Here is a 22,098-nt window from a genome sequence, read left to right on the forward strand (position 1 = left end):
ACCTTTACTAAGCTTGGCCCCTCGTCTATGGTTTTGACCATTGCCGGACCGGGGATCCAATGCGTTCCGGCGCTGAAGAGGCGCGAACATGCTTTCGCATGACAGCATATGGACCGCGATCGATCGGCTGGCGGAGCAGCATTCGCTGACGCCGTCAGGTCTTGCGCGCCGCGCCGGGCTCGACCCCACCTCCTTCAACAAATCCAAACGCGTCGGTGCCGACGGGCGCATGCGCTGGCCCTCGACCGAATCCATCGCCAAGGTGCTCGAAGCAACCGGCGCCAGCCTCGATCAGTTCATGCGCCATGTCTCGCCGGACGGCTTTCGCGGCAGCCCCCTGCCCCAGGGGAGTTTTCCGCCGCAGGCAAGCTCGATCCCCCTGCTCGGCATGGCCCAGGCCGGTGCGGGCGGCTTCTTCGACGATGGTGGTTTCCCGGCGGGCCAGGGCTGGGATCTCGTCGAGTTTCCGGCAGCGCCAGGCCGCAACAACGGCGTCTATGCCCTGGAGGTCCAAGGCGAGAGCATGAAGCCGCTCTACCGCGATGGCGACATTCTGATCGTCGAACCCGGCGCCCAAGTGCGACGCGGGGACCGCGTCGTGGTCAAGACCCGCGAAGGCGAAGTCATGGCGAAAATCCTCGCCCGCCAGAGCGCCAAGTCGATCGAACTGCAGTCGCTCAATCCTGACCATCCGCCGCGCATGCTCGACATGGGCGACGTCGAATGGGTGGCGCGCATCATCTGGGCCAGCCAGTAGGAAAACGCACCTATGCGACGCATCGTCACCTTCATCGCAGGCGCGATCGGGCTTCTTCTCTGGGCCTACCTCGTCGTGCAGGCCGGTGAGAGCTTCCGCGAGGATCCGGTCGATTACAACATCGAGGATCTCGACGTGCCGGATCCGTCCGAACTCAACCTGCCGGAGGTCGGCTCGGCCGACGGAGGGGAAATCGAACCCGCCTCGCGAACCGAGACGCGACGGCAGGTCCGGGCCATCGAGCCCGACGCCTTTAGCTCGCCGGCCTTTAGCAATACCGGCGACCTGGAGCGGGTCGCGGCACGCGCACCGCTCTCGGAGGCTGTGCAAAGCGCAAAGCCCAAGGTGGTCCTCCTCCATCGGCCGCTCAGTCTTTCTGCCGGCGTCGTCGCCTTCGGAGGCGAACAGCGCCTGCGGCTTGCCGATATCATAGAGACCCCGACAGAGCGCAACTGTGTTGCGAGCGACGGCACATCCTGGCCCTGCGGTGCCATGGCGCGCACACAGCAGCGGCTCTTCCTGCGCAACAGGTCTCTGGCCTGCGAGACGAGTGCCACGGCCTGGCAAGGGGAGATCCGCACGCGCTGCTGGGTTGGCGTGCAGGATGTGTCGTCCTGGCTTGCTAAATACGGATGGGCGGAGGCGGAACCGGGCTCGGCCCTGATCGCCCTGACGGAAGAAGCCCGCCTCGCCAGACGCGGGCTTTTTGGTGACCCGGCGCACTGAGCGAAGGCCGCACGCCCGACAGATCCCTCGGTCGTCACCCTCCCTTGAAACGCTCTGCTGCGCCTCCTACTCTCTGGCCATCGTAACTGGAAAGCATCCTCCATGAACAAGCCCGTTTCTCCGGAAGAGTCCCTGATCTTCGTGATGGTCATGGCGTCTGCCGTCGACAATGCCATGGCCGAAAAGGAACTCGTCCGCATCGGTCAGCTGATCGACATCCTGCCGGTCTTCGACAATTTCGAGAAGGAAAGGTTGATCGAGGTTTCGCAACGCTGCGCCGAGTTGCTGTCGGGCCCTGAAGGCCTCGACATCGTGCTCGAAACCATTCGCGACGCCCTGCCGGAATGGCTGCACGAAACGGCCTATGCGCTTGCCGTCGAAATCGCCGCAGTCGATCTCACCGTCCGCCCCGAGGAGGTGCGCCTCCTCCAGCTTCTGCGTGACCGCTTCGGGCTCGACAAGCTCACCTGCGCCGCGATCGAGCGTAGCGCGTCTGCCCGTTATCGGCGGATCTGAGCCCGCTCAGAAAAGACCGGCCGGGAAGTATCGCAGGTAGATTTCCTCGAGCCGCCCGTCCTTCGAGAGCGCGCCCAGCGCGCTTTCGAGCGCTGCCGTCAACGCCCCGTCCTGACCGCCGAGCATGATCGTCATGCCCTCACCGAGATGCCGCTCCGACAGCAAGGGACCATCGAGGAAACGGCAACAGCCGGCTGCTTGCGGGCTCATCATCCAGAAGGAAAGCTGCAGCGCATCGGCAAAGACGGCCGAAATCTCCTTCTCCTTCAGGGCCTTCATCGCCGCATCGCGATCCTCGAAGGCGACGCGTTCGATGTTCGGGAAGAAGCTCTCCAGCATAGCGGCATGGGCCGTCTCCTTGACGACCCCCACCTTGCGACCAAACAGCCCTTCGGCATCTTGCCGCGTCAGGACTTCATCGCTCCGCATCAGGAAGCGTGCCGGCAGCAGGAGATAGGGACGGGTGAAATTGAAGCGCTCGCGCAGTTCCGGCGTCACCGCCACGCCCGCCATCACCGCTTCACCCTGTTTCGCCTCGAGTGCCTCCGCAAGCTGCGCATAGGGCAGCGCCTGGATCTGGCAGCGTGTCTGCAGCCCGAGTTCCTCGCACAGCGCCCGGGCGAGATCGATATGGAAGCCCGAGAGCTTACCGCTCTGGTCGGTGAAGTTGAATGGCGGAAAATCCGTCGTCGTGAGGAAGCGCAGGCGCAGCACGCCGCTGACATCGGGCCGCACCAAGCGCTCGCGCGCGTCGAACAGCACGGGAAGTTCCGCCTCCTGGCTCCAGGCCGGTGGCGTGACGAGCCCGCAAAACAGCAGAAACGCCACCAACGGCCTCCACAACCCCATCAAATCTAGGGATGTAACTTTTGCGCGCATCTTTATCATCATCGTCAGGGGTCAAAGCGGGGCGTCGTTCAGACCGGATGACGTGTAGCAGCTTGGTGTGGACGAGGGAATACGGCCCGCGGATCGTTGCCGTGCGCCAGGGGCAAACACCGATGCATGATCGACGGAGCGTCACAAGCGCAGCCGGTATGGTCGATTGTGCCCAGCTGAAATCGGAAGCAAGACGGCTGCATGTGCTTGGCATTTCCAAACCGCTCATCGCTAAGATGGCACAGCGGGCGGCGGTGAACGGAACCACGGTCGAGACGGAACTGCTGGCAAGTGGCGCGATCGACGAGGATGCCTATTTCGCCGGCCTAGCCCGCATGTACGGCCTGCCCTTCCTTCCCGAGATCGATCCCGCTCTTGTCGTCGACCATGTTCATGGCGACACACAGCTCGCCGAACCTCGCATTCTGCGTCTGCATCACGCGGACAGGCCTCCGGTCATGGCCGTGGCGGCCAATATCCTGCACATGGAAGGTCTCGCGAAGCGCTTCGGGCGCCATGGAAACGGTGCCGGCAGCCTCGTCGTGACGACCCCCTCCGCGATCCGGCGCGCCATATGGAAAACAGGTGAGAACCGTCGTGTCGGCCATGCCGTGCGCGGCCTGTTCGATCATCTGCAGCCCCTGTCGGCGCGTCTGGTGGTCACGGGCGACCAGGGTTTCTTCGCCGGCGCCAGCCTTTGCCTGATCAGCCTGCTCCTGATCTACGTGCCGATGCTCGCCGTGATGCTCGCGCATATGATGCTGTCATTCTTCCACATGGCGGCCCTTTTCCTGCGGATCGCAGCCGTCTCCCACGGTCGGCACCATCCGCGGCCGCAGCCAGAGGTTTCCTTTGAAAGCCCCGCTGGCGCACTCCCTGTCTACACGGTCATGGTCGCCCTCTACCGGGAGACAGCGGTCGTGCCGCAACTGATCGCCGCCCTCGATGCGCTCGACTGGCCACGCAGCCTGCTCGACGTGAAGCTGGTCTGCGAGGCCGATGATCACGAAACGCTGGAAGCGATCCGGCAGGCGCGCCCCGGCCCGCATATCGAAGTGGTCGAGGTACCCGTCATGGCGCCGCGCACCAAGCCGAAGGCGCTCACCTATGCGCTATCGGGCGCGCGAGGCGAATTCCTGACGATCTACGATGCCGAGGACCGACCGCATCCGCAGCAACTGCGCGAGGCCCATCATGCCTTCCGGCTCGGTCCATCCGACCTTGCCTGCCTGCAGTCGCCCCTGGTGATCGATAATGCGGGCGAGAGCTGGATCAGCGCGATCTTCGCGCTGGAATATTCAGCCCTCTTCCGCCGTCTCCTGCCGGCGCTCGGCTTCTACCGCCTGCCCTTGCCACTCGGTGGCACTTCGAACCATTTCAAGACTGCCCTGCTGAAGGCTAGCGGCGGCTGGGATCCCTACAACGTCACCGAGGATGCCGATCTCGGCATGCGGCTCTGTCGCATGGGATATCGCACCTCGACGCTGACACTTCCGACCTACGAGGACGCGCCGACCGATTTTGCCGTCTGGCTCGCGCAGCGCACCAGGTGGTACAAGGGCTGGCTGCAGACATGGCTGGTGCTGATGCGCCATCCCTTGCGGACTGCGCGCGAAATGGGGCCATTCTCCTTCTTCGTCTTCCAGCTTCTGGTCGGTGGCATGCTGGTCGCAGCACTCAGCCATCCCGGCCTGCTGGTCTTCATCACGCTCTCGGTCCTATCGCTGATGCAGATCCCGGCGCCGCAGCCGAACGTCTTCACGACGATGATGCTCGTCATGGACATCTTCAACATCCTCGGCAGCTATGCCGTCTTCTTCGTTCTGGGTGCCACTCCGATGACCGACCGGGAAAAGAAGGGCATGGGATGGAAATGGGCGATGATCCCCGTCTACTGGATGGCCGTGTCACTCGCCGCATGGAAGGCGGTGCTCGAACTCAGGCTCAAGCCCTTCCACTGGAACAAGACACCGCACCAGCCGCGCCGCAGCGCAACGCTTCAGCACAGCCTGGCTCAGACGAACCAGGCGGTCGCGACGTTCACGTCTTCGTCCGAGAGTGTGTGATCGCCAGCGATGCTCACCAGCGTGACCTGCGCGCCGCGGTCTCGCAATTGCTCAGTGAGGATTTTGCCCTCGCCGGCCGCGGGATCGTCCGACCCTATAATGATCCGGATATGCGTGCCCGAAAGATCGGTTTCGGGCGGGCCACTCAGGACTGGCACGGGCCTCAGAAGCAGAGCCTCGCGAACGAGACCCGGATGCAGCATGATCGCCGCCGCGAGAAAATTCGCGCCGTTGGAATAGCCGGCGAAACGCAGGAGCGCATCATCGAGGTCATAGGCATGTCTGGCGTCCTCGACAAAGGCGGCAAATGCTTGCGCTTCGGCAACGATGTCCTTCTGGTCGAAGTCGCGGGGGCCGAAGCGACGGAAGAAGCGGGCGACACCTTCCTCCGTCGCGCGCCCCCTGAGGCTGATCAGCGTCGCTAAGGGTGCGATCTTGCGTCCGAAGGGCAGAAGACTTGCTTCGTTGCCACCCGTTCCATGCAGCAGGACGAGGGCCGTTCCATCCGGCGCCTCGGGCTCGTGGATACGATGCACGAAGGGCAGGTCGCGATAGACGGTGCGCGGCTCGCCCGGAAGCCCGAATTGCGGCAGCATCGGCACGATGTCTTCCGGCCGCAGATGAAAATGCTCGGGGATGAAGAGCCGGCTGCCGAGCGTGTCCAGCGGTTCGTCGAGCGCAAAGCCCGGGCCATCGGAGGCGAGTTCGATCAGGCCGCCTGCAGGCTCGCGGACATAGAGCGAATAGAAGTATTTGCGGTCATGCATATTGATCGTGTCGTCGCCGCGAGACCTCAGATCGACCGCTTGCGCTTCGACGGCCGTGCGATCGGGCAAGCGCAGCGCAACGTGATCGATGGCACCGGTTCCGGGTGCGGCCGGCCAGAAGCCCGTCGCATCGCGCACATCAACCACCTGACCGCTACCGGAATCCAGACGGGTAATCGTACCTTCCGTCGCTGCCGTCTCGAAGCCGGCATGGCGGACGAGAAAGTCGGCGGTCTGCGCCGGCTTCTCCGACAGTAGCGTCGCGCCCCTGAGGCGGGTGATCGCATCCTTCGCCTCGATACCACGCACGGCCCAGGCGGCACCGGGCTCCACCTCTGTCGTGCCGACCAACTTGACGATGATGCCGTCAGGGTCGGTCAGCCTCAGCACCGGTTCGCCGAATTCGGTCGCTGGACCCGTGGCCGTCACGCCGAACTGCAGGGCGCGGGTCAGCCAGAAGCCGATCGCCTCCGGATGAATGACAAAGGCGATCTCGCTCGCCGCGCCATGGCCGACGCGGCCGCGGGAGCCGTCTTCCCAGGCGAGGAAGGTGACCAGCGAGCCGGGGCTTGCGACAGCATCGCCGTAAAACAGATGGAGCTGGGCTGCGTCCTCGAAACCACCGGTGCGCTTGACCAGACGCAGGCCGAGAAAGCCGCAATAGAAATCGACGTTTGCCTGGATCTTGCGGGTGATCGCCGTGATGTGGTGCAGGCCGCTGGTCATCGCATTCTCCCTGTTCTACCCTCCCTTACAACAAATCGAGACAAGGAAAAGATCATGGTGGCATTGCTCGGCATTTCGGGAAGCCTTCGCAAGGGCTCGCTCAATACAGCGCTGCTGAAGGCCGCGACAGACATCAAGGCCGAGGAGTACACGCTGGAGGCTGCGGGCATCCACGGCATCCCACTCTATGACGGAGACCTCGAAGAAGCCGAAGGCATCCCTGCCGCCGTCACGGCCCTGAAGGAGAAGATCATCGCCGCCGACGGCGTGATCCTGTTCACGCCCGAATACAACAATGGCATCCCCGGCGCCTTCAAGAATACCATCGACTGGTTGTCACGCCCCTCCTCCGACATCGGCAAAGTCTTCGGCAACAAACCCTTCGCCCTTGTCGGCGCCTCCCCCGGCAATTTCGGCACGCTGCTCAGCCAGAACGCCTGGCTCTCGGTCCTGCACACGCTCGGCTGCCGGACATTTTCGGAGAAGCGGCTGATGGTGTCGCGGGCGCATACGCTGTTTGACGGCGAGGGAAATCTCACGGACGAAGCGACGGCCAAGCGGCTCGGCGACCTGCTGGTCGCGTTTGCGCGGTTTGCGGGAAAATAAGGAGGAAAGCTGGAGCGGGTGAAGGGAATCGAACCCTCGTATTCAGCTTGGGAAGCTGCTGCTCTACCATTGAGCTACACCCGCGACGGGGAGAGGAATCCAACAGTTCGCTGCCGGTGTCAAGCGCCAGCGGCCGGCTTGGACGTGGCCCAGATCACTCCGGCAAGCGGAAGTGTTTCGAGAGCTTCAAGCCTTGCGCCTGATAGTTCGAGCCCAGCCCCGTGCCGTAGAGGCCCTCCGGGCGCTCCTGCATGTGCTCGTAGACCAGGCGGCCGATGACCTGGCCGTGTTCGAGGATGAAGGGTACTTCGTGGCTGCGGACTTCGAGCACCGCGCGGCTGCCCGAGCCGCCGGCCGGCGCGTGGCCGAAGCCGGGGTCGAAGAAGCCGGCATAGTGCACGCGGAATTCGCCGACCAGTGGGTCATAGGGCGTCATTTCGGCGGCATAGAGCGGCGGTACATGCACCGCTTCGTTGGAGACGAGGATGTAGAACTCGTCCGGATCGAGGATCAGTTCGTCGGCGCCGCGGCTGTAGAGCGGCTCCCAGAAATCGAGCACTTCATGGGCGCCCTTCAGGTCGACGTCGATGACCGAGGTGTGGTGCTTGCCGCGATAGCCGATCAGGCCTTGCGGGCCTGAGCCCTTGAGGTCGATGGACAGTGCGATGCCGCCACCCGAGACATTCGGCATGTCGCTCGCGACCAGGGTCTCGGCCTTGTGCAGGTCGAAGAGTTCGGCCTCGCCCAACAGGGCCTGGCCGGTGCGGAAGCGGATCTGCGACAGGCGCGATCCGCGGCGAACGATGATCGGGAAAGTGCGGGGCGAGATCTCGAGATAGAGCTGGCCTTTGTAGCCGGCCGGCACCTTGTCGAATTCCTGGGCGTAATCGACCATGACGCGGGTGAAAATGTCGAGGCGGCCGGTCGAGCTCTTCGGATTGGCCGAGGCCGAAATCTCGGCCGGCAGGTCGAGGCTCTCCATCAGCGGCACGATGTAGACGCAGCCGGTTTCGAGAACAGCTCCATTTTCGAGATCGATCTCGTGCAGGGTGAGACGCTCCAGCTTCTCGGCGACCGTATGCCGCCGGCCCGGCATGAAGCTCGCGCGCACCCGGATCGCCTTGCCGCCCAGACGCAGGTCGAGGCTCGCCGGCTGGATCTGGTCCTTGTCGAGCATGACCTCGCTCTTCAGCTGGCCGCCACCGAACAAGGCGCCGATCGCGCGATCGGACAAAATCCCGGGTTTCAAGGTCATGATCTCAATCCTGTTTGGGCTCGACAAAACCAAAGCCCACCAATTGACGCAAGGGCCGCAAGAGCGTAATTGCAGCCTTATCCCGTGGTGATTTGGCCGGTCGGCTTGCAGCCACGTTAAACAAGTGGCTAAATAGACCGGGTTTACGAAACCGGTCCGTTCACGCGACCGGTTTTTTTGTGTTCGAAAGGCACGTAAATGAGCAAGAACTGGCGCCCGGCAACCCAACTCGTCCATGGCGGCACGCTGCGCTCTCCCTATGGCGAGACGTCCGAAGCGATCTTCCTCACCCAGGGCTTCGTCTATGAAAGCTCGGAAGCGGCGGAAGCCCGCTTCAAGGGTGAGAATGACGGCTATATCTATGCCCGCTATGGCAGCCCGACCAATGACATGTTCGAAAAGCGCATGTGCATGATGGAAGGTGCCGAGGATGCCCGCGCGATGGCGTCGGGCATGGCCGCCGTTGCCGCCGCCGTGCTCTGCCAGGTCAAGGCCGGCGACCATATCGTTGCGGCCCGCGCGCTGTTCGGCTCCTGCCGCTATGTCGTCGAGACGCTGGCGCCCCGTTACGGCGTCGAATGCACGCTGGTCGACGGTCGCGACCTCGCCAATTGGGAAGCCGCGATCCGCCAGAACACCAAGGTCATGTTCCTCGAAAGCCCGACCAACCCGACGCTCGAAGTGATCGACGTCGCCGGCGTCGCCAAGCTTGCCGACCACATCGGCGCCCAGCTGATCGTCGACAACGTGTTTGCCACCCCGCTCTTCCAGAAGCCGCTCGAACTCGGCGCGCATGTCGTCGTCTATTCCGCGACCAAGCATATCGATGGCCAGGGCCGCTGCCTCGGCGGCGTCGTCTTGTCGTCGAAGGAATGGATCGACGAGAACCTGCACGACTATTTCCGCCATACCGGCCCCGCCATGTCGCCCTTCAATGCCTGGACATTGCTCAAGGGCGTCGAGACATTGCCGCTGCGCGTCAAGCAGCAGACCAGTACCGCCGCGGCCATCGCCGATTTCCTCGCGGAGCAGAGTGCCGTCGCCAAGGTTATCTATCCCGGACGCAAGGACCATCCGCAGGCCGATATCATCGCCAAGCAGATGACCGGCGGCTCGACGCTCGTGTGCTTCGAGCTCAAGGGTGGCAAGGAAGCGGCCTTCAAGCTGCAGAATGCGCTGGAGATCATCAAGATCTCCAACAATCTCGGCGACGCCAAGAGCCTGATCACCCACCCCGCCACCACGACCCACAAGAACCTCACAGACGAGGCGCGCGCCGAGCTCGGGATTTCGGGCGGCACCGTCCGTCTGTCCTGCGGGATCGAGGACACGCAGGACCTGATCGAGGACTTCGAAAAGGCGTTCAAGGGCATCTGAGCCGGCGCTCTGGCGCTTCGGCATACAAAAAATATCAGTCGCGGGGGGCGTCGCGACTGAAACCCTGCCCTTGACGCGACGGGCTGCGTCGTTATCCCTTCAAAGCACTGTGACGTTCCACGGCGGATCTTGTTGCCGCCACAAAGAACGCCATGTCTATGGGAATGAAGGCAAGCTTTCGCAGGGTCCATGCATGTATCGCGCACTGACACGGGACATAGAGGTTCTCGTCGAACCTTACTATCTCGAAGAACAGTCTGACCCGGACGACAGCCGCTACGTCTGGGGTTACCGGATCGTGATCTCCAATCACTCGGCGAAAACCGTCCGCCTTACATCTCGGTACTGGCATATCACCGATCAGAACGGTCAGGTGGACGAAGTGAGCGGCCCAGGCGTCGTCGGCGAACAGCCACGCCTCGATCCGGGCGACACTTACGAATACTCATCCGGCTGCCCGCTCGATACGCCGTCCGGCATGATGCATGGCACCTATCGCATGGAGACCGACGACGGCGAGGCCTTCGATGTCGAGATCCCCGCCTTCTCGCTGGACAGCCCGGGTATGGTCCGCACTCTCAATTGACGATTGGCAGTTGAGTTGCGTGTCAGCAGCCGTTATCTGAGTGGTCCTGTCCGCGACACCATCCAGAGGCATCTACCGGCATGAGCATTCAGTATCTCGTCACCCATAGTGGTGGCTTCCATGCCGACGAATTGCTGTCGTCCGTCATCCTGACGCGCCTCTATCCCGATGCGACTGTCGTGCGCAGCCGCGCGCCCGAATGGATCGCGCCCGCTACAGACCGTATCATCTACGATGTCGGCGGCGCCTATGATGCGAATGCCCGGATCTTCGATCACCATCAGCGCGGGGCGCCGCTCAGGGACGATGGCCAGCCTTACAGCTCCTTCGGCCTCGTCTGGAAGCACTACGGAAAAGACTATCTCGCCGCTCTCGGCGTTCCGTCTGGTCATGTCGAAGCGGTGCATCAGGGCTTCGATACGAAGTTCGTACTGCCGGTCGACCTCCTGGACAATGGCGCTCTCAGCCCCGCAACCGCAGGACCACTGGCTGACCTCACCTTGCCGAGCCTGCTGGAAACCCTGAAGCCCGTCTTCGACGACAAGGCACCCGGCTCTGATGATCGGGGTTTTCAGGCGGCGCTTTCCATCGCTCGCGCCATCGTCGAAGCCGGCATCGCGCAACGGGCCTCGAAGCTCCGGGCCGAGAGCATGGTCCTCGATGCGATCGCCGCCACAGGTGATCGCCGCGTTCTGGAACTGCAGATGGGCATGCCCTTCCGTCCCGCGATCGTGAAGGCGGGCGCGGACCATCTGCTCTTCGTCGTGCATCCGCGCGACAAGGACTGGTGCATCACCGGTATCCGCAAATCGGAAGACAGTTTCGAGCAGCGGGCTGACCTGCCTGCCGCATGGGCGGGACTGAGCAATGGCGACCTCGAAGCGGTCTGTGGCGTCGAAGGGGCAAGCTTCTGCCACAATGGCCGCTTCATCGCGGCGGCAAGGTCGCACGATGCGATCCTCGCGATGGCGGAGATCGCTGTCGCTGAAGCGCTTGCGGCGCCCAAGGCGGAAGCCAAGGCCTGATCGAGCCGCCAAAATGCGAGGCGAAAGCCATAGCCGGATAGCAAAAAGGCCGGATCGCTCCGGCCTTTTCCACATCGGTCCTCATCTCGGCCTCAAGCCGGTGTGAGTTCGCCCGGCTCGAAATGATAATCGGTCGAGCAGAATTCGCACGAGACCGTGATCTGCCCGTCTTCTGTGCTCGCTTCGATCTCCTCGGCCGTGAAGCCTTGGAGAACGCCCTTCAGACGCTCGCGCGAGCAGCTGCAGCGATCATGCACGGCTTGCGGTTCATAGGCCCGTACGCCGCGTTCATGGAACAGGCGGAAGAGCAGCCGTTCGATGCCGACCTGGGGATCGGTCAGCTCGTCCGCATCGATCGTGTCGACCAGCATGCGAGCCTCGTCCCAAGCTTCGTCGCCATGCAGATCCGTGTGGCGGTCGTCGCCGTCACCGCCATGCAGATCCGGCTGGCGCATACGCTCGGGCGCTTCGGGCAGGAACTGCGCGATCAGGCCGCCGGCCCGCCATGTGCGGCGCGGCTTGCCGTTCTCGTCCCGGTCGAAGAGTTCGGCAGCGCCGAGGCGCACCCTGGTTGGGATCTGTTCCGACTGGCGGAAATAGACCCCGGCAATGTCCTCGAGCGACGTCCCGTCGAGCGGCACGATGCCCTGATACGGCTGCATGAAGGAGCCCTGGTCGATGGTGAAGGCGAGCACACCCGCACCGAGCAGTTGTTCCGGCGAAGCCCGTCCCTCGGCCACGGCATCCGCCACGGCCTGCTCGTCGAACCGGGCATAGGCGCGCACGCTTTCGGGCGAGGTGAAGTCGGCGACCAGCAGGTCAACCGGCCCGTCGCCCTTGGTCTGGACCGTGAACCTGCCTTCGAACTTCAGCGAGGTGCCGATGAGCACCGTCAGCACGATCGCTTCGGCCAGAAGCCGCGCCACCGGCGCCGGATAAGCGTGACGGTCCAGGATGGTGTTGATCAGCGGTCCGAGCTGCACGGCGCGACCGCGCACGTCGAGGCCCTCCACCTGGAAGGGGACCACACGATCGTCGCCGGCGAAACCGAATTCGCCGAGTTCTGCTTGTCTCATCGCCATGAATGTACTCCCGGCACACGAGGCGCCATACGCTTGGCCTGGGCGGCCCGATCAGAAAGGGCACAGATGGGATCACCTGCGCCAAACGTCAAGCCTGACGGCAAGGCCCGGAAACCGGCCTCAGATGGCGCCGAGGCACCATGCAAGGATCGACTTCTGCGCATGCAGTCGGTTCTCGGCCTCGTCGAAGACCACGGATTGCGCGCCGTCGATCACCTCGTCGGTCACTTCCTCGCCGCGATGGGCCGGCAGGCAGTGCAGGAAGAGCGCTTCGTCCTTTGCCTTCTTCATCAGCTCCGCATTGACCTGGAAAGGCTGGAAGACGTTGTGGCCGCGTGCCTTGTGCTCCTGGTTCATGGAGACCCAGGTGTCGGTGATCACGGCGTCCGCGCCGGCAACCGCACGATCGGCGTCATGGCAGAGCATGATCTCGCCGCCATTGTTGCGGGCCCAGTTGAGGATCTTGTCGTCGGGCTCGGAGCCGAGCGGCACGGCCATGTTCATCTTGTAGCCGAAGCGCGCAGCGCCCTCGACCAGCGAATGCAGGACATTGTTGCCATCGCCCGTCCAGGCCAGCGTCTTGCCCGTGACCGGGCCGCGATGCTCCTCGATCGTCATGATGTCGGCCATGATCTGGCATGGATGCGTCATATCCGTCAGGGCGTTGATCACAGGCACCGTCGCGTGCTCCGCCATCTCCAGAAGGCGGGCATGGTCGGTCGTGCGGATCATGATCGCATCGACATAGCGCGACAGAACCTTGGCGGTATCGCCGATCGTCTCGGCGCGGCCGAGCTGCATTTCGGTGCCGGAGAGGAACAATGTCTCGCCCCCGAGCTGGCGCATGCCGACATCAAAGGAAACGCGCGTGCGGGTCGACGGCTTCTCGAAGATCATCGCGAGCATCTTGCCGGCAAGCGGCTTGTCGGCTGTGCCGGACTTGGTCGCCTGCTTGCGGGTCTTTGCGTCTTCGAGAATGCTGCGCAGGTCTCCTGACGTCATGGCAGAGAGATCGAGAAAATGCTTGGAAGATGCCATAGAAGAAGATCCTGTCTTAAGCAGACGCTGCAATTGCGGCCTTGGCACGGATGCGTTCGGCTGCGTGCTCGATGCGGGCGAGACCGTCGCGCGCCTCTTCCGCCGTCACCGTCAGCGGAGGAAGAAGACGGATGACGTTGTCGCCTGCGGGGACACCGAGCAGATGTTCGTCGCGCATGGCCATCAGAAGATCGGTGTTCGGAACCTTGGCCTTGATGCCGAGCATCAGGCCCTCGCCGCGCACCTCCTCGATCACGTCGGGGTAACGGTCCTTGAGCGAAGCCAGCCCCTGGCGGAAGACGAGTGCCGTATCCCGGACATTGTCGAGGAAGCCATCGGCCAGTACGACGTCGAGCACGGCATTGCCGACGGCCATACCGAGCGGGTTGCCGCCATAGGTGGAGCCATGCGTGCCGGGTTTCATGCCATAAGCGGCCTCTTCCGTCGCGAGGCAGGCACCGAGCGGGAAGCCCCCGCCAATGCCCTTGGCGACCGCCATTAGGTCCGGCGTGATGCCGGCCCATTCATGAGCGAAGAGCTTCCCCGTGCGGCCGACGCCGCACTGCACTTCATCGAGGATCAGCAGCAGGCCATGCTCGTCACAGAGTTCACGCAGCGCCCGCAGCATTTCGACCGGGATCGGACGGATACCGCCCTCGCCCTGGACCGGCTCGACGAGGATGCCGGCCGTTGCCTCGGTGATCGCGGCCTTGACTGCATCGAGGTCACCGAACGGCACCTGGTCGAAACCGGGCGCCTTGGGGCCGAAGCCTTCGAGATACTTCTCCTGCCCGCCTGCCGCGATCGTCGCGATGGTGCGGCCATGGAAGGCGCCTTCCATCGTGATGATGTGGAATTTTTCCGGGTTCCCCTTGGCGAAGTGGTAGCGGCGGGCGGTCTTGATCGCGCATTCGAGCGCTTCCGCACCCGAATTGGTAAAGAAGACGCGATCGGCAAAGGTCACGTCCGTCAGGCGCTTGGCCAGTACTTCCTGGCCCGGCACTTCATAAAGGTTCGACAGATGCCAGACCTTGTCCGCCTGATCCTTCAGCGCGCCGACGACATGCGGATGACCATGACCGACAGAGGTCACGGCGACACCGGCTGCGAAGTCGAGATAACGCTCGCCGCTTTCCGTCACCAACCAGACGCCCTCACCTCGCTCGAAACGCAGCGGCGCCCGATTGTAGGTCTGGTAGAGCGGCGTAGCTTCGGCCATGGCGTTCACGATCCTTCTCGACAATCCGTCACACGGGACGGCGCGGCCTGCACGAGGCCCCGGAAAAATTAAAAATGCCGCCTTGCGGCGGCGGGGGCACTATCGGCATTCACCCTTGGTATGTCAACGATTTCCGCGGAAAACGCGGGAGTCAATGCGGATTCATCCGATGCGTGCCGAAGGCTCCCGGATCAAGATTCCACCTGTTGCATACTTGACTCACTCGGGAAGCAAGTTGGGGAAAACCGCGAAATCGATTCCAGATGATTCCCGCGACTCTTGTCACGGAGTCAGCCGACCTCTAGGTTAAATTTCATTAATAGATTGCATGCGGCGGAAGTGCTCACCGACAGTAACGAGGCGGTTATGTTTCGGATTCGTTCGAAGCAGGGGTGACGGATTCTGCCATGACAGACGCGAGCGGCGGAGAGAATTGGCATGACGACTATGCAATGGAGTGACGACAGGGTCGAAAGACTGAAGCGCCTGTGGGCCGAAGGCCTCAGCGCAAGCCAGATCGCAGCACAACTCGGTGGCGTGAGCCGAAATGCCGTCATCGGCAAGGTTCACCGCCTCAACCTTCCGGGCCGCGCCAAGGCAGGCGGCAGCTCGTCTGCAGCCCGGCCGGCCAAGCGTCCGGCACAGACCCAGCGCCCAACCACCTTCCAGAACCGTCCGGCGACCAACACGACCACCCGGACCGTAGCTCGCGCTGCCGGCGCCACGATGCTCAAGGAAGAGGTCGAGGTAGAGGCCTACGAAGAAGTCGAAGTTCGTCGTTCGCTAAACGTCGTTGTGCCGATCTCGCGCAGGCTCGTTCTGACGGAACTGACCGAGCGCACTTGCAAGTGGCCGATCGGTGATCCGATGAAGGACGATTTCCACTTCTGCGGCTGCGAAATCTCCGATAGCGCGCCTTACTGCACCTATCACGCGAAGCTCGCCTACCAGCCTGTCAGCGAACGCCGCAAGGCCGCGCGCTGATCCAACGGCGAGATCGAGACATGCAACGGGTCCTTCGGGGCCCGTTTTCTTTTGAGCTTTAGACTGAAACGGAAAAGGGCCGCAGCGGATGATCCGTGCGACCCTTAAATCCTAAACGAGCCTGTTCAGGCTTCCATGGAATAGCCCGCACCACGGACGGTGCGGATGACATCCTGCATGTTGGAAAAGTTCAGCGCCTTGCGCAGACGACCGACATGCACGTCGACGGTACGCTCGTCGACATAGATGTCGTGCCCCCAGACGCCATCCAGCAGCTGGGAACGGGAATAGACGCGCCCAGGGGACGCCATGAGGAATTCCAGGAGACGGAATTCCGTCGGACCGAGACGAACCTCGCGGCTCTTGCGATGAACACGATGGGTCTCGCGGTCGAGCTCGATGTCCCCACAGCGCAGGACGCTGGAGAGAACCTCCGGCTTGGCGCGCCGAAGCATGGCCTTGACCCGAGCCATGAGTTCCGGCGTCGAGAATGGCTTCACGACATAGTCGTCCGCACCCGTCGCCAGGCCGCGCACCCGCTCGCTTTCCTCGCCACGGGCCGTCAGCATGATGATCGGCAGGCGCTCGGTTTCGGGGCGGACGCGCAGGCGCCGGCAGAGTTCGATGCCCGAGACACCGGGGAGCATCCAGTCGAGGATCAGGAGATCCGGAACCCGCTCTTGCAAGCGGATTTCGGCCTCGTCGCCCCGCAGGATCGTCTCGACTTCATATCCCTCGGCTTCAAGGTTGTAGCGCAGGAGGACCGACAGGGCCTCCTCGTCTTCCACCACGGCAATCTTCGGCTGCATCAAACACCAACCTCGCTGGTCAACGTCACTCGGTGATCGCACCGACGGAAGACGTCAGATCTTCCTTCGGCCGCTCACCTTCCGGCTGGGCACCGGTCGCCATGTAATAGATCGTCTCGGCGATGTTCGTCGCGTGATCGCCGATGCGCTCGATGTTCTTCGCGCAGAACAGAAGATGCGTGCAGCTCGTGATGTTGCGCGGATCTTCCATCATGTAGGTCAGAAGTTCGCGGAACAGCGAGGTGTAGATCGCATCGATCTCCTCGTCGCGATCGCGGATCGACTTGGCCTTTTCGGGCGAGCGCGTCGTGTAGACGTCGAGCACCTCCTTGAGCTGGGCCAGTGCCAGATCGGAGAGATGTTCGAGACCACGGGCGAGCTTGCGCGGCACGCCAGTCGCCTGAATGGCGACTACGCGCTTGGAATTGCTTTTGCCGAGATCGCCGACGCGCTCGAGGTCGGCAGCGATGCGCAGCGCGCCGATGATTTCGCGCAGGTCGGAGGCGACCGGCTGGCGTTTTGCGATCGTGACGATGGCCTTGTCACCGATCTCGCGCTCCATGGCGTCCATGAGCACGTCATCGGAGATGACTTTCTGCGCCAGTGCCGCGTCGGAATTGACCAGCGAACGCACGCTTTCGGCGACCATCTGTTCCGCGAGGCCGCCCATTTCGGAAATGCGGCGCATCAGGAACTTCAGTTCATCGTCGAAGGCCGTGTAGATGTGAGTGGAGCCCATTTGAAACGTCCTTGAAATTGAGTTCAACCGTGGATGACGTCGCGGCTCAGCCGAAGCGGCCCATGATGTAATCCTGGGTGCGCTGGTCATCCGGATTGGTGAACATCTTGTCGGTGTCGTTCTCCTCGACCAACTCACCGAGGTGGAACATGGCGGTGCGCTGGGAGACGCGTGCAGCCTGCTGCATCGAGTGCGTCACGATGACGATCGTGAAGTTCTCGCGCAGTTCGTGGATCAGTTCCTCGACCTTGGCGGTCGCGATCGGGTCGAGCGCCGAGCAGGGCTCGTCCATCAGGATGACTTCGGGGCTGACAGCCACGGCGCGTGCGATGCACAGGCGCTGCTGCTGACCGCCGGACAGGCCGGTGCCGGCGGAGTCCAGACGATCCTTGACCTCGTTCCAGAGGCCGGCCTTCTGCAATGCGCTGGCGACGATCTCGTCGAGTTCCGCCTTGTTCCGGGCCAGGCCGTGGATCCGCGGGCCATATGCGACGTTTTCATAAATCGACTTTGGAAATGGATTCGGCTTCTGGAAGACCATTCCAACCTTGGCGCGAAGCTGCACCGGATCCACCTTGCTGTCATAGATGTCTTCGCCGTCGATCAGGATACGTCCCTCGACACGGCAGCTCGCAATGGTGTCGTTCATGCGGTTGATGCACCGCAGGAAAGTCGACTTCCCACAGCCGGACGGACCGATGAATGCGGTTACGGAGCGCGGACGAATGTCGATCTGGACGTCCTTCAGAGCGTGTTTTTCGCCGTAAAAGACCTGGACGGTCCGTGCGGTAATCTTGGGTTCAGTCATGGTTGGCGCTTTCGTCGTGGTCATCTTAGTCGAGAGATTGTTCATCATCATACACCCCCTTTACCAACGACGCTCGAAGCGGCGACGAAGAACGATTGCGATCAAATTCATCATGACCAGGAAAACCAGCAGGACGATGATGGCGCCGGATGCGCGCTCAACGAAGGCAGGGTCGCCGCGCTGGGTCCAGTTGTAGACCTGCACGGGAAGCGCAGAGGCCGGATCGAAGAACCCGTCCGGCGGACCGGCCGGATATTCACGCACGAAGGCGACCATGCCGATCAGCAGAAGCGGTGCGGTTTCACCGAGTGCCTGGGCCAGACCGATGATGGTTCCGGTCAAGATGCCCGGCATGGCGAGCGGAAGCACGTGATGGAAGATCGACTGCATCTTGGACGCGCCGACGCCGAGTGCCGCATCGCGGATCGAAGGCGGCACTGCCTTGAGGGCGGCACGGGTGGCAATGATGATCGTCGGCAAGGTCATCAGCGTGAGGACGAGACCACCGACCACCGGCGCCGACTGCGGCAAACCGACATAGTTGATGAACACCGCGAGGCCCAGGATGCCGAACACGATGGAGGGAACGGCCGCCAGGTTGGCGATATTGACCTCGATCAGATCGGTGAACCAGTTTTGCGGCGCAAACTCTTCCAGATAGATCGATGCGGCCACGCCGAGCGGCAGAGACAGGACGAGCACGATCAGCATCATGTAGGCCGAACCGAGAATGGCCACCCCGAGACCGGCCGCCTCGGGACGCGTATCGGATGCGTCCGGGGCGGTGAAGAAATCCCAGTTGAATTTCGTGACCAGAACGCCTGCCTCTTTCAGCCGGTCGGCCAATTGCAGTTGTTCCGGGGAAGTGTTGCGATCGAGCGCGGCACTCTCCATCGTCACCCGGCCCTTGTAGTAGCCGTCGATACGTCCGGACGCCAGAAGATTGAAGGTGACGGTCTCGCCGATCGAGGTCGGATTGGCGATGACATAATTGCGCAGGCTCGCCGGCGCTTCCTTGGAGATAATCTCCGAGGCCGCCTTGGCGTTCATGCCGTCGATCGCGATACCTTTCGCCGACATCGCGTCGGCCAGAGCTGTTTCGATCAGCGGCAGATAGCCGAAGGTCGAAACCTTGGCGATGTTCGCGGGATCGCGCGTGCCTTCCTTGTCAAGGCGCGCGGCGTCCAGATTGACGTCGAGGCTGATATAGGTCTGGCTGAACGACGAGAGACCGTTCGACAGGATCGATGTGAGCAGGCCGACCAGGGTCAGAACCCCGATCGTCACGGCGATCAGGCCCATGAGCCTGAAGCGCGCCTCAGAAGCGTTGCGACGGCGGGTGCGAGCATCGGGTGCAAGGATCGACTTCGGCTGAATAGGTTTTGCGACGGCGTCGAATGCGGAGACGTCGGTCATTCGTACTGCTCCCGGTATTTGCGCACAATGATGAGGGCCACGATGTTCAGGCCGAGCGTGATGACGAAAAGTGTGAGGCCGAGGGCAAATGCCACAAGCGTCTCGGGGCTTGCGAATTCCGTGTCGCCCGTCAACTGGCTGACGATCTTGACGGTCACCGTCGTCATCGCCTGGAAGGGGTTTAGGTCCAGTCTGGCGGCAGCACCGGCACCGAGAACCACGATCATGGTTTCACCGATGGCGCGGCTGGCGGCCAGCAGGATGGCCCCGACGACACCTGGGAGGGCCGCCGGCAGAATAACCTGCTTGATGGTTTCCGACTGCGTTGCGCCGAGCGCGTAGGCGCCGTCACGGAGCGATTGCGGCACCGCGTTGATGATGTCATCCGACAGCGAGCTGACGAAGGGGATGATCATGATGCCCATGACCAGGCCGGCGGTCAGGACGGACGATGACGATGAGCCGAGGCCGAGGGGCTGGGCGAGATAGTCACGCAGCAGCGGGCCAACCGTGATCAGGGCGAAGAGACCGTAGACGATGGTCGGGATACCGGCGAGCACCTCGATCGCCGGCTTGGCGAAATTGCGCAGGGACTTGCCGGCATACTCGGCGAGATAGATGGCGATCATCAGGCCGATCGGGACTGCGACCAGCAGGGCCACGAAGGACACGTAAAGCGTTCCCCAGAGGAGAGGCAGGATGCCGAGCGTCGAGCCACCGCGGAATTGCGGATTCCAAACCGTCGAGAAGAAGAATTCGGAGGCGGGATACATCCCGAAGAAATTGATCGTTTCGAAGACGAGCGACCACACGATACCAACGGTCGTCAGGATGGCGACGCTGGAGGAACCGATCAGCAAAGCCTTGACGAAACTCTCGCTGATATTGCGGGCACGCATGTCGGTCCGGATCCGCATAAAGGACCAGAGCCCCATGCCGACCGCCAGTGCAAGCACTGCCACGGACATCGCCATGGATCCATACCTGCTCTCCGCGCTGTAGACCTTCGCCGCCTCGAAGACCTCAGGGGGAACGTCACCGGCCAGCGCCACACCCACTTCGGCAAGACGAGCGCGGATGGTGGTAACGTCCACCTCGCCGTCCACCAGAGCGCTTGCGCTGAGCTCCGTATTCGCCATCACGGCGATCAGCCCGTCGGCGATACGACGGACATCCGAGATAACCAGACTGCGGGCACCGCCCTCTGGGATTACGCTGTCCGGGATCATCGCATCGGCACGGCTTTCAACAATCACCGGCTGCACGAAGAGCCATGCCATCAAAAGAACGAGCGCCGGGACCGCCGTGAAGAGGGCGACCGTCTGACCGTAGTATCCAGCAAGAGAATGAAGCTTATTTCCGCTTTCATCAGACAAGGCAACCGCTCGGCGCCTGCCCAGAAAGAAACCCAATGCCGCGAGCATTGCCACGACAAGAACTATGATGCCGACACTCATCTCGTCCAGACCCCTGACCAAAAACGGGAACTGGCGGCGCAAAGGCGCCGCCAGCTGTAGAAGAAGCTATCAGTTCAGCGGTGCCATCGGCGTGCGAGCCTTGACGGCTTCCTGCGTCTTGGCAAGTTCCGGGTCGGAAACGAGACCGTAGGCAGCAAGCGGGCCATCCGGGCCGGCCATTTCGTCGGAGACGAAGAACTCGACATATTCCTGGAGACCCGGGATGACGTCGAGGTGCGCGTTCTTGACGTAGAAGTAGAGCGGACGCGAAACCGGGTATTCGCCGGAAGCGATCGACTCTACAGACGGTACGATACCGCCCATGGTGCCGACGCGCAGCTTGTCCGTGTTGTTCTGGTAGAAGGACAGGCCGAAGACGCCGATGCCGTTCTTGTTGGCGTCGACGCGAGCGAGCGTCTCGGTGTAGTCGCCGTCGATGTCGATGGAGACGCCGTCGGTACGCAGAGCCATGCAGGCCTCTTCGGCTGCATCTTCGTCACCGCTGTTGGCGGTCTTCAGGGCTTCGAACGTGCCGTTTTCTTCGCAACCAGCGATGATGACCTTTTCGTCGAAGACTTCGCGGGTGCCGTGCTTGGTGCCCGGGATGAAAGCGAGGATCGGCTGGGCCGGCAGGTCGGCGCGGATTTCGTTCCAGGCCTTGTAGGGGTTGTCTACCAGCTGGCCATCCTTGACGACCTTGGCAGCGAGAGCGTTGTGCCAGTCAGACGGGGTGAAGGCGTATTCCGGGCCGCTGATGTCGGATGCGAAGACGATGCCGTCGTAACCGATGCGAACTTCCTGGATGTCGGTCACGCCGTTGGTGGCGCAGAGTTCGATGTCCGACTTGCTGATGCGCGACGAAGAGTTTGCGATGTCGATGGTGTTCTCGCCCACGCCCTCGCAGAGCTTCTTGCGGCCGGCGCCAGAACCACCGGATTCAACGACAGGCGTCAGGAAGTCGGTGTTTTCGCCGAAGGCTTCGGCAACGATCGCGGCGTAGGGCAGTACGGTGGAGGAGCCAGCAACCTGGACCTGGTCGCGGGCAACGGCAGCGCTGGCGAAGGCCACAGAGGCCGCCAAGGCAGCTACGGAAAGTTTCAGAGCGTTCATGATCATCTCCCAGGATGGGCTTGTGTGTCTTTGCGGCCGTCGCGGCGTCTGCCAAGCGTCGGCAGCTGCGTTCTAGCGGCTCTAGGCTCACGCTTTTATGTCAGTTGGGTGAAACATTTGTGACAAAGAAATGTGATTAAAAACAATCAC

21 protein-coding genes, 1 tRNA gene and 1 riboswitch are annotated in these 22,098 nt (G+C 62.6%); of the genes, 9 read left to right on the forward strand and 13 right to left on the reverse strand.

The genetic code is table 11. From position 1 onward, the window contains the following. Nucleotides 1-88 precede the first annotated feature (88 nt). From E9677_RS03955 to E9677_RS03965, 3 genes are all read left to right on the forward strand, one after another. Entirely contained in the window at nt 89-757 is a 669-nt protein-coding gene (locus E9677_RS03955; protein WP_136556764.1) for a S24 family peptidase, read from the forward strand. 12 nt (nt 758-769) lie between these two features. Further along, nucleotides 770-1,483 carry a thermonuclease family protein gene (locus tag E9677_RS03960; protein ID WP_136556765.1) on the forward strand — a complete coding sequence of 238 codons (714 nt, stop codon included), beginning with the start codon at nt 770-772 and terminating at the stop codon, nt 1,481-1,483. A 102-nt stretch (nt 1,484-1,585) separates the two neighbouring features. Then, nucleotides 1,586-1,999: a tellurite resistance TerB family protein gene (locus E9677_RS03965; RefSeq protein WP_136556766.1), complete on the forward strand. Its 414-nt coding sequence runs from the start codon at nt 1,586-1,588 to the stop codon at nt 1,997-1,999. A gap of 6 nt (nt 2,000-2,005) precedes the next feature. On the opposite strand, the gene E9677_RS03970 is transcribed toward E9677_RS03965, so the two are convergent. Then, nucleotides 2,006-2,878, reverse strand: a complete 873-nt coding sequence (locus E9677_RS03970; protein WP_136556767.1) for a transporter substrate-binding domain-containing protein — start codon at nt 2,876-2,878, stop codon at nt 2,006-2,008. A 122-nt stretch (nt 2,879-3,000) separates the two neighbouring features. Between E9677_RS03970 and E9677_RS03975 the strand changes: the two genes are divergently transcribed. Then, nucleotides 3,001-4,944 (forward strand): glycosyltransferase family 2 protein, encoded by a 1,944-nt coding sequence (locus E9677_RS03975; RefSeq protein ID WP_235882846.1) that lies wholly within the window; start codon nt 3,001-3,003, stop codon nt 4,942-4,944. On the opposite strand, the gene E9677_RS03980 is transcribed toward E9677_RS03975, so the two are convergent. Beyond that, entirely contained in the window at nt 4,893-6,437 is a 1,545-nt protein-coding gene (locus E9677_RS03980) for a VOC family protein (protein WP_136556768.1), read from the reverse strand. The two genes, E9677_RS03975 and E9677_RS03980, sit on opposite strands and share 52 nt — an antisense overlap. Before the next feature lie 54 nt (nt 6,438-6,491). Between E9677_RS03980 and E9677_RS03985 the strand changes: the two genes are divergently transcribed. Further along, nucleotides 6,492-7,043 (forward strand): NADPH-dependent FMN reductase, encoded by a 552-nt coding sequence (locus E9677_RS03985; RefSeq protein ID WP_136556769.1) that lies wholly within the window; start codon nt 6,492-6,494, stop codon nt 7,041-7,043. Between the two features lie 10 nt (nt 7,044-7,053). On the opposite strand, the gene E9677_RS03990 is transcribed toward E9677_RS03985, so the two are convergent. After that, a tRNA-Gly gene (locus E9677_RS03990) sits at nt 7,054-7,127 on the reverse strand. Nucleotides 7,128-7,197: 70 nt separating this feature from the next. Next, nucleotides 7,198-8,298 carry a 2'-deoxycytidine 5'-triphosphate deaminase gene (locus E9677_RS03995; protein ID WP_136556770.1) on the reverse strand — a complete coding sequence of 367 codons (1,101 nt, stop codon included), beginning with the start codon at nt 8,296-8,298 and terminating at the stop codon, nt 7,198-7,200. Nucleotides 8,299-8,372: 74 nt separating this feature from the next. Further along, nucleotides 8,373-8,451, forward strand: a riboswitch (SAM riboswitch). 45 nt (nt 8,452-8,496) lie between these two features. Here E9677_RS03995 and E9677_RS04000 point away from each other — a divergent pair. From E9677_RS04000 to E9677_RS04010, 3 genes are all read left to right on the forward strand, one after another. Further along, on the forward strand, nt 8,497-9,675 hold the full coding sequence (locus E9677_RS04000; protein ID WP_136556771.1) for an O-succinylhomoserine sulfhydrylase: 1,179 nt from the start codon (nt 8,497-8,499) through the stop codon (nt 9,673-9,675). A gap of 193 nt (nt 9,676-9,868) precedes the next feature. Then, nucleotides 9,869-10,261 (forward strand): Co2+/Mg2+ efflux protein ApaG, encoded by a 393-nt coding sequence (gene apaG, locus E9677_RS04005; RefSeq protein WP_136556772.1) that lies wholly within the window; start codon nt 9,869-9,871, stop codon nt 10,259-10,261. A gap of 80 nt (nt 10,262-10,341) precedes the next feature. Continuing rightward, a complete protein-coding gene (locus E9677_RS04010; RefSeq protein WP_136556773.1) occupies nt 10,342-11,286 on the forward strand; it encodes an MYG1 family protein in 945 nt (314 codons plus the stop codon). 92 nt (nt 11,287-11,378) lie between these two features. Here the strand turns inward: E9677_RS04010 and E9677_RS04015 are convergent, their stop codons facing one another. From E9677_RS04015 to E9677_RS04025, 3 genes are all read right to left on the reverse strand, one after another. Continuing rightward, nucleotides 11,379-12,368 carry an Hsp33 family molecular chaperone gene (locus E9677_RS04015; protein WP_136556774.1) on the reverse strand — a complete coding sequence of 330 codons (990 nt, stop codon included), beginning with the start codon at nt 12,366-12,368 and terminating at the stop codon, nt 11,379-11,381. Between the two features lie 120 nt (nt 12,369-12,488). Beyond that, nucleotides 12,489-13,406 (reverse strand): ornithine carbamoyltransferase, encoded by a 918-nt coding sequence (gene argF / locus E9677_RS04020; protein ID WP_136556775.1) that lies wholly within the window; start codon nt 13,404-13,406, stop codon nt 12,489-12,491. Nucleotides 13,407-13,422: 16 nt separating this feature from the next. Then, complete coding sequence (locus tag E9677_RS04025; protein WP_136556776.1) at nt 13,423-14,625, reverse strand: aspartate aminotransferase family protein; 1,203 nt, start codon at nt 14,623-14,625, stop codon at nt 13,423-13,425. 447 nt (nt 14,626-15,072) lie between these two features. Here E9677_RS04025 and E9677_RS04030 point away from each other — a divergent pair, with 447 nt between their 5' ends. Continuing rightward, the gene (locus tag E9677_RS04030; RefSeq protein WP_136557192.1) at nt 15,073-15,609 is read left to right on the forward strand and encodes a GcrA family cell cycle regulator; all 537 of its coding nucleotides are present in this window, start codon (nt 15,073-15,075) and stop codon (nt 15,607-15,609) included. Nucleotides 15,610-15,734: 125 nt separating this feature from the next. On the opposite strand, the gene phoB is transcribed toward E9677_RS04030, so the two are convergent. The 6 genes from phoB to E9677_RS04060 form a co-directional block, all read right to left on the reverse strand. After that, nucleotides 15,735-16,418: a phosphate regulon transcriptional regulator PhoB gene (phoB, locus tag E9677_RS04035; protein WP_076391845.1), complete on the reverse strand. Its 684-nt coding sequence runs from the start codon at nt 16,416-16,418 to the stop codon at nt 15,735-15,737. Nucleotides 16,419-16,443: 25 nt separating this feature from the next. After that, complete coding sequence (gene phoU / locus E9677_RS04040; RefSeq protein WP_136556777.1) at nt 16,444-17,157, reverse strand: phosphate signaling complex protein PhoU; 714 nt, start codon at nt 17,155-17,157, stop codon at nt 16,444-16,446. A gap of 46 nt (nt 17,158-17,203) precedes the next feature. After that, the gene (gene pstB, locus E9677_RS04045; RefSeq protein ID WP_235882867.1) at nt 17,204-17,989 is read right to left on the reverse strand and encodes a phosphate ABC transporter ATP-binding protein PstB; all 786 of its coding nucleotides are present in this window, start codon (nt 17,987-17,989) and stop codon (nt 17,204-17,206) included. Nucleotides 17,990-18,025: 36 nt separating this feature from the next. Continuing rightward, entirely contained in the window at nt 18,026-19,381 is a 1,356-nt protein-coding gene (gene pstA / locus E9677_RS04050; protein WP_136556779.1) for a phosphate ABC transporter permease PstA, read from the reverse strand. Then, nucleotides 19,378-20,838, reverse strand: coding sequence for a phosphate ABC transporter permease subunit PstC (pstC, locus tag E9677_RS04055; RefSeq protein WP_136556780.1), 1,461 nt, complete (start codon nt 20,836-20,838; stop codon nt 19,378-19,380). Before pstC ends, pstA begins: the two co-directional genes overlap by 4 nt. 69 nt (nt 20,839-20,907) lie before the next feature. Next, nucleotides 20,908-21,948 (reverse strand): substrate-binding domain-containing protein, encoded by a 1,041-nt coding sequence (locus E9677_RS04060; RefSeq protein WP_136556781.1) that lies wholly within the window; start codon nt 21,946-21,948, stop codon nt 20,908-20,910. Between the last annotated feature and the right edge of the window lie 150 nt (nt 21,949-22,098).

Source organism: Peteryoungia rhizophila (assembly GCF_004912145.1).
Taxonomy (GTDB): Bacteria; Pseudomonadota; Alphaproteobacteria; order Rhizobiales; family Rhizobiaceae; genus Allorhizobium; species Allorhizobium rhizophilum.

What these genes read in the sequence shown, in the direction of transcription:
- E9677_RS03955 (WP_136556764.1), top strand. Translation starts at nt 89, where the DNA reads ATGCTTTCGCATGACAGCATATGGACCGCGATCGATCGGCTGGCGGAG.
- E9677_RS03960 (WP_136556765.1), top strand. Translation starts at nt 770, where the DNA reads ATGCGACGCATCGTCACCTTCATCGCAGGCGCGATCGGGCTTCTTCTC.
- E9677_RS03965 (WP_136556766.1), top strand. Translation starts at nt 1,586, where the DNA reads ATGAACAAGCCCGTTTCTCCGGAAGAGTCCCTGATCTTCGTGATGGTC.
- E9677_RS03970 (WP_136556767.1), bottom strand. Translation starts at nt 2,878, where the DNA reads ATGCGCGCAAAAGTTACATCCCTAGATTTGATGGGGTTGTGGAGGCCG.
- E9677_RS03975 (WP_235882846.1), top strand. Translation starts at nt 3,001, where the DNA reads ATGCATGATCGACGGAGCGTCACAAGCGCAGCCGGTATGGTCGATTGT.
- E9677_RS03980 (WP_136556768.1), bottom strand. Translation starts at nt 6,437, where the DNA reads ATGACCAGCGGCCTGCACCACATCACGGCGATCACCCGCAAGATCCAG.
- E9677_RS03985 (WP_136556769.1), top strand. Translation starts at nt 6,492, where the DNA reads ATGGTGGCATTGCTCGGCATTTCGGGAAGCCTTCGCAAGGGCTCGCTC.
- E9677_RS03995 (WP_136556770.1), bottom strand. Translation starts at nt 8,298, where the DNA reads ATGACCTTGAAACCCGGGATTTTGTCCGATCGCGCGATCGGCGCCTTG.
- E9677_RS04000 (WP_136556771.1), top strand. Translation starts at nt 8,497, where the DNA reads ATGAGCAAGAACTGGCGCCCGGCAACCCAACTCGTCCATGGCGGCACG.
- apaG (WP_136556772.1), top strand. Translation starts at nt 9,869, where the DNA reads ATGTATCGCGCACTGACACGGGACATAGAGGTTCTCGTCGAACCTTAC.
- E9677_RS04010 (WP_136556773.1), top strand. Translation starts at nt 10,342, where the DNA reads ATGAGCATTCAGTATCTCGTCACCCATAGTGGTGGCTTCCATGCCGAC.
- E9677_RS04015 (WP_136556774.1), bottom strand. Translation starts at nt 12,368, where the DNA reads ATGGCGATGAGACAAGCAGAACTCGGCGAATTCGGTTTCGCCGGCGAC.
- argF (WP_136556775.1), bottom strand. Translation starts at nt 13,406, where the DNA reads ATGGCATCTTCCAAGCATTTTCTCGATCTCTCTGCCATGACGTCAGGA.
- E9677_RS04025 (WP_136556776.1), bottom strand. Translation starts at nt 14,625, where the DNA reads ATGGCCGAAGCTACGCCGCTCTACCAGACCTACAATCGGGCGCCGCTG.
- E9677_RS04030 (WP_136557192.1), top strand. Translation starts at nt 15,073, where the DNA reads ATGCAATGGAGTGACGACAGGGTCGAAAGACTGAAGCGCCTGTGGGCC.
- phoB (WP_076391845.1), bottom strand. Translation starts at nt 16,418, where the DNA reads ATGCAGCCGAAGATTGCCGTGGTGGAAGACGAGGAGGCCCTGTCGGTC.
- phoU (WP_136556777.1), bottom strand. Translation starts at nt 17,157, where the DNA reads ATGGGCTCCACTCACATCTACACGGCCTTCGACGATGAACTGAAGTTC.
- pstB (WP_235882867.1), bottom strand. Translation starts at nt 17,989, where the DNA reads ATGACCACGACGAAAGCGCCAACCATGACTGAACCCAAGATTACCGCA.
- pstA (WP_136556779.1), bottom strand. Translation starts at nt 19,381, where the DNA reads ATGACCGACGTCTCCGCATTCGACGCCGTCGCAAAACCTATTCAGCCG.
- pstC (WP_136556780.1), bottom strand. Translation starts at nt 20,838, where the DNA reads ATGAGTGTCGGCATCATAGTTCTTGTCGTGGCAATGCTCGCGGCATTG.
- E9677_RS04060 (WP_136556781.1), bottom strand. Translation starts at nt 21,948, where the DNA reads ATGAACGCTCTGAAACTTTCCGTAGCTGCCTTGGCGGCCTCTGTGGCC.